A 5721-nucleotide genomic window follows, 5' to 3' on the forward strand; every position below is an offset into this window, starting at 1 on the left:
GCGCTCCCCGGCCGGCGCGTTTCCGGGCATGGCCGTGTGGCGCACGCCCGGTCCGGCGCCTGCGCGGGAAGCCTGCCGTGGAGCAGGCAAGGCCGCTACGCATGCGCATTTGCCGCGCGAGGCGCGGACAAAAAGAAAGCCCCCGGTTTCCCGGGGGCTTTCCAGATAAGTGGCGGAGTGGACGGGACTCGAACCCGCGACCTCCGGCGTGACAGGCCAGCATTCTAACCGACTGAACTACCACTCCGCGCTGAGACAGCCATTGTAAGACAAGTTTTCAGGTTTGAGAAGACCGTCTTACAAATTTTTTTGCATTCCGAAGCTGGTGGGTGCTGAGGGTTTCGAACCCCCGACCCTCGCCTTGTAAGGGCGACGCTCTACCGCTGAGCTAAGCACCCGGGTCAGGCAAGCCCGCTTCGGAAGCGGGCCGGTTAGTTTACAGCGTCCTTCAGCGCCTTGCCAGCCTTGAACGCCGGATTCTTCGAGGCCTTGATCTTGATGGTCTCGCCGGTCTTCGGGTTGCGACCGGTGCGGGCAGCGCGCTTGCGCACCTGGAAGGTGCCGAAGCCGACCAGGGTGACGGCGTCGCCCTTCTTCAGCGCCTTGGTGACCGAGTTGATCACCGCGTCGACCGCGCGCGCGGCCTCGGCCTTGGTGATTTCGGCTTCGCTGGCGACGGCGTCGATCAGATCGGTTTTGTTCATTCGTATTTACTCCCTGTGCGGTCTTGCCGCGAGATGTGTGACCGGGTCGCGTCCGTGGAGCGTGCCGGCAGGTCTGGTTCCGCGGACTGGGCGTGGCCAGTGCGGGTGCGCCCGTTATACAGGGCGCCCCCAAGGGCCGCAAGCCGGAAATGCAGCACTGGCGGGCTTTTCATGCCCGCCTGTCGGATTCGCGCGGCGCGCGGCCGCGGACTTTTCAGTGCTTTACGTCGGCCCGGTCGGCCACCGGGCGCTGCCGGCGGCCACCGCTGCGGCCGCCGCCGCGCACGGCCACCTTCGCGCCGGCCGGGGCCAGCGGCCGCTCCAGGGCCAGGTCCAGGACCTCGTCGATCCACTTCACCGGCACGATCTTCAGCCCCTCGGTGACGTTGGCCGGGATGTCGGCCAGGTCCTTGCGGTTCTCCTCGGGGATGATCACCGTGCGGATGCCGCCGCGCAGCGCGGCCAGCAGCTTCTCCTTCAGGCCGCCGATCGCGGTGACCTTGCCGCGCAGGGTGATCTCGCCGGTCATGGCGATGTCCGCGCGCACCGGCACCTTGGTCAGGGTCGATACCAGCGCGGTGACCATGGCGATGCCGGCGCTGGGGCCGTCCTTCGGGGTGGCGCCGTCGGGCACGTGCAGGTGCACGTCGTGCTTCTGCAGGAAGTCGACCTCGATGCCCAGCCGCTCGGCGCGCGCGCGCACCACCGACAGGGCCGCCGAGGCGGATTCCTTCATGACGTCGCCCAGCTGGCCGGTGAGGATCAGCTGGCCCTTGCCCGGGACCAGGGTGGCCTCGATCTGCAGCAGGTCGCCGCCCACCTCGGTCCAGGCCAGGCCGGTGACCAGGCCGATCTCGTTCTGCTCCTCGGCGCGGCCGAAGTCGAAGCGGCGCACGCCCAGGTACTTGTCCAGGTTGGCCGCGGTGACCTGCACCAGCGCGCCCTTGCGCTTGCCGGCGGCCTTGCGCGCGGGCTTCTTCTTCGCCGGCTCCGGGCCCTTGAGCGCGATCTCCTTGACCACCTTGCGGCAGATCTTGGCGATCTCGCGCTCCAGGTTGCGCACGCCGGACTCGCGCGTGTAGTAGCGCACGATGTCGCGGATCGCGTCCTCGGCGATCGACAGCTCCTCGGGCTTGAGGCCGTTGGCCTTCTGCTGCTTCGGCACCAGGTAGCGGGTGGCGATGCTCAGCTTCTCGTCCTCGGTGTAGCCCGGGATGCGGATGACCTCCATGCGGTCGAGCAGCGGGCCGGGGATGTTCAGCGAATTGGAGGTCGCCACGAACATCACCTCGGACAGGTCCAGGTCGACCTCCAGGTAGTGGTCGTTGAAGCTGTGGTTCTGCTCCGGGTCCAGCACCTCCAGCAGCGCCGACGACGGGTCGCCGCGGAAGTCCATCGACATCTTGTCGATCTCGTCGAGCACGAACAGCGGATTCTTGGTGCCGACCTTGTTGAGGTTCTGCACGATGCGGCCCGGCATCGAACCGACGTAGGTGCGGCGGTGGCCGCGGATCTCGGCCTCGTCGCGCACGCCGCCCAGGCTCATGCGCACGAACTTGCGGTTGGTGGCCTTGGCGATGGACTGGCCCAGCGAGGTCTTGCCCACGCCCGGCGGGCCGACCAGGCACAGGATCGGGCCCTTCATCTGCTTGACCCGCGACTGCACCGCCAGGTACTCCAGGATCCGCTCCTTGACCTTCTCCAGGCCGTAGTGGTCGGCGTCCAGGGTGTCCTGCGCGGCCTTGAGGTCCTTGCGCACCTTGCTGCGCTTCGTCCACGGCACGCCCAGCAGCCAGTCGAGGTAGTTGCGCACCACCGCGGCCTCGGCCGACATCGGCGACATCTGCTTGAGCTTGTTCAGCTCGCTCTTGGCCTTGGCCTCGATGGCCTTGGGCATGCCGGCCTCGGCGATCTTGCGCGCCAGCTCCTCCATCTCCCCCGGCGAGTCGTCCAGGTCGCCCAGCTCCTTCTGGATCGCCTTCATCTGCTCGTTGAGGTAGTACTCGCGCTGGCTGCGCTCCATCTGCGACTTCACCCGGCCGCGGATGCGCTTCTCCATCTGCTGCACGTCGATCTCGCCCTCGACCAGGCCGACCAGCAGCTCCAGGCGGTCGCCGGTGTCGAAGGTCTCCAGCAGGCGCTGCTTGTCGGCCAGGCGCACGCCGATGTGGGCCGAGATGGTGTCGGCCAGGCGGCCGGGCTCCTCGATCCCGGACAGGGTCTGCAGCAGCTCCGGCGGCAGCTTGCGGTTGGTCTTGACGTACTGCTCGAACAGGCTGGTCAGGGTGCGCGCCACCGCCTCGATCTCGCGCGGGTCGCGGCTGGTGCCCGGCTCGACCACGGTGCCGCGCCCGTGCAGGGCGCCGTCGCGCTCGGCGATGTCGCCCACCTGCACGCGCGCGGTGCCCTCGACCAGGACCTTGATGGTGCCGTCGGGAAGCTTCAGCAGCTGCAGCACGGTGGCCAGGGTGCCGACGGTGTAGAGGTCGGCCGCCTGCGGGTCGTCGGTCTCGGCCGACTTCTGCGCGACCAGCAGGATCTGCTTGTCGCCTTCCATCGCCTGCTCAAGGGCGCGCATGGACTTGTCCCGGCCCACGAACAGCGGGATGACCATGTGCGGGAACACCACCACGTCGCGCAGCGGCAGGACGGGCAGTTCGAGGGCGTCGGATCGGGTGCGGGACATGGAAGCTCCGGGAAACATTGGCGGCGGCCGGCGGGCCGCCTGCCCCCGTTATGGGGGCAGGCCGGAAGCGATGCAAGATGCACGCAAGATCGCCTTCCGGATCAAGCACTTGGGAAAACAAAGCCCCCGCCACGGGGTGGCGGGGGCCGGGTTGCCGCGGGCGCTGGAGGCCGGCCGTCAGTCGGCCGAAGCCACCTTCGGCGAGGCCGCCGGCGGGGTCTGGTAGATCAGGTACGGCTCGGTCTTGTGCTCGATCACCGACTCGTCCACCACCACCTTGCTGACGTTCTCCATGGACGGCAGCTCGTACATGGTGTCCAGCAGCACCGACTCGACGATGGTGCGCAGGCCACGGGCGCCGGTCTTGCGCTTGAGCGCCTTGCGCGCGATCGCGGTCAGGGCGTCCGGGCGGAACTCCAGCTCCACGCCTTCCATCTCGAACAGCTTCTTGAACTGCTTGGTGATGGCGTTCTTCGGCTCGGTCAGGATCTTGACCAGGGCGGCCTCGTCCAGCTCCTCCAGGGTCGCCACCACCGGCAGGCGGCCGACGAACTCGGGGATCAGGCCGAACTTGATCAGGTCCTCCGGCTCGACCTCGGCCAGCAGCTTGCCGGTGTCGGCCTTGACCTTGGTGCTCTTGACCTTGGCGCCGAAGCCGATGCCGCCAGCCTCGCTGCTGCGCTGCTGGATGATCTTGTCCAGGCCGGCGAACGCGCCGCCGACGATGAACAGGATGTTCTTGGTATCGACCTGCAGGAATTCCTGCTGCGGGTGCTTGCGCCCGCCCTGCGGCGGGACCGAGGCCACGGTGCCCTCGATCAGCTTCAGCAGCGCCTGCTGCACGCCTTCGCCGGACACGTCGCGGGTGATCGACGGGTTCTCGCTCTTGCGCGAGATCTTGTCGATCTCGTCGATGTAGACGATGCCCTGCTGCGCCTTCTCGACGTCGTAGTCGCACTTCTGCAGCAGCTTCTGGATGATGTTCTCCACGTCCTCGCCGACGTAGCCGGCCTCGGTGAGCGTGGTCGCGTCGGCGATCGTGAACGGCACGTTGAGCAGCCGCGCCAGGGTCTCGGCCAGCAGGGTCTTGCCCGAACCGGTCGGGCCGACCAGCAGGATGTTCGACTTGGCCAGCTCGACGTCCTCGTTGCGCTGGCGGCTCTCGATGCGCTTGTAGTGGTTGTAGACGGCCACCGCGAGGGTCTTCTTCGCCCGATGCTGGCCGATCACGTACTGGTCCAGCACCTCGAGGATCTCGCGCGGCTTGGGCAGCGAGCTGCGCGCCGACTGCGCCTTCTCCTCGAGTTCCTCGCGGATGATGTCGTTGCAGAGCTCCACGCATTCATCGCAGATGAACACGCTGGGGCCGGCGATCAGCTTGCGCACCTCGTGCTGGCTCTTCCCGCAGAAAGAGCAGTAGAGGATCTTGTTGCCATCGCCGGTACGGCCTTGCCGGTCTTCGCTCATGCTTGTGCTTTTCCAGTATTGCGTCCCGCCGGGGCGGGTTGGGGGCGAGAATAGCACAGGGCCGGAACCGCGCCAGAAGCGCGCCGGACCTGGGGTCTCGGGGGGGGAGCCCGGGGGCGTCGGGGGACGCGCCCGGGGCCCGGGGCCGGTCAGCCGGCCTGGATGGAGTCCTCGGGGCGGCGCTCCAGGACCTCGTCGACCAGGCCGTAGGCCTTGGCCTCGGCGGCGCCCTTGAAGTTGTCGCGCTCGGTGTCGCGGGCGATGGTCTCGATGCTCTGGCCGGTGTGGTGGGCGAGGATCTCGTTCAGCCTGGCGCGCATGCTCAGGATCTCGCGCGCGTGGATGTCGATGTCCGTGGCCTGGCCCTGGAAGCCGCCCAGGGGCTGGTGGATCATCACCCGCGAGTTGGGCAGCGCGTAGCGCTTGCCCGGGGCGCCGGCCGCCAGCAGCACCGCGCCCATGGAGGCGGCCTGGCCGACGCAGATGGTGCTCACGTCCGGCTTGATGTACTGCATGGTGTCGTAGATCGCCATGCCCGCGGTCACCAGGCCGCCGGGCGAGTTGATGTACAGGCTGATGTCCTTCTCGGGGTTCTCGGCCTCCAGGAACAGCATCTGGGCGATGATCACGTTGGCCACGTGGTCCTCGACCGGGCCGACCAGGAAGATCACCCGTTCCTTCAGCAGGCGCGAGTAGATATCGTAGGCGCGCTCACCGCGGCTGGTCTGCTCGACCACCATCGGGACCAGGTTCAGGGCTTTGGTCGGAATCATGCTCATGCTGCGGGCGCCTCTTGCGGGTAGTCGGGGGTGCTTGGCCGGACGGACCGGCCGGCTGCGGCGGCGGGCGGTTCGGCCCGCCGCC

4 protein-coding genes and 2 tRNA genes are annotated in these 5721 nt (G+C 68.0%); all 6 read right to left on the bottom strand.

Going from position 1 to position 5721, the window contains the following annotated elements:
- Positions 1-170: 170 nt before the first annotated feature.
- Positions 171-247: transfer RNA gene (locus tag B351_RS0104155), tRNA-Asp, on the bottom strand.
- 76 nt (positions 248-323) lie between these two features.
- Positions 324-398, bottom strand: a tRNA-Val gene (locus B351_RS0104160).
- A 33-nt stretch (positions 399-431) separates the two neighbouring features.
- A complete protein-coding gene (locus B351_RS0104165) occupies positions 432-704 on the bottom strand; it encodes an HU family DNA-binding protein (protein ID WP_019397794.1) in 273 nt (90 codons plus the stop codon).
- A 214-nt stretch (positions 705-918) separates the two neighbouring features.
- On the bottom strand, positions 919-3390 hold the full coding sequence (gene lon / locus B351_RS0104170) for an endopeptidase La (protein ID WP_019397795.1): 2472 nt from the start codon (positions 3388-3390) through the stop codon (positions 919-921).
- Between the two features lie 177 nt (positions 3391-3567).
- On the bottom strand, positions 3568-4857 hold the full coding sequence (clpX, locus tag B351_RS0104175) for an ATP-dependent Clp protease ATP-binding subunit ClpX (RefSeq protein ID WP_019397796.1): 1290 nt from the start codon (positions 4855-4857) through the stop codon (positions 3568-3570).
- A 149-nt stretch (positions 4858-5006) separates the two neighbouring features.
- A complete protein-coding gene (gene clpP, locus B351_RS0104180) occupies positions 5007-5630 on the bottom strand; it encodes an ATP-dependent Clp endopeptidase proteolytic subunit ClpP (RefSeq protein WP_019397797.1) in 624 nt (207 codons plus the stop codon).
- Positions 5631-5721: the final 91 nt, after the last annotated feature.

It is taken from the genome of Pseudoxanthomonas sp. GW2 (assembly GCF_000283075.1).
Taxonomy (GTDB): domain Bacteria; phylum Pseudomonadota; class Gammaproteobacteria; order Xanthomonadales; family Xanthomonadaceae; genus Pseudoxanthomonas.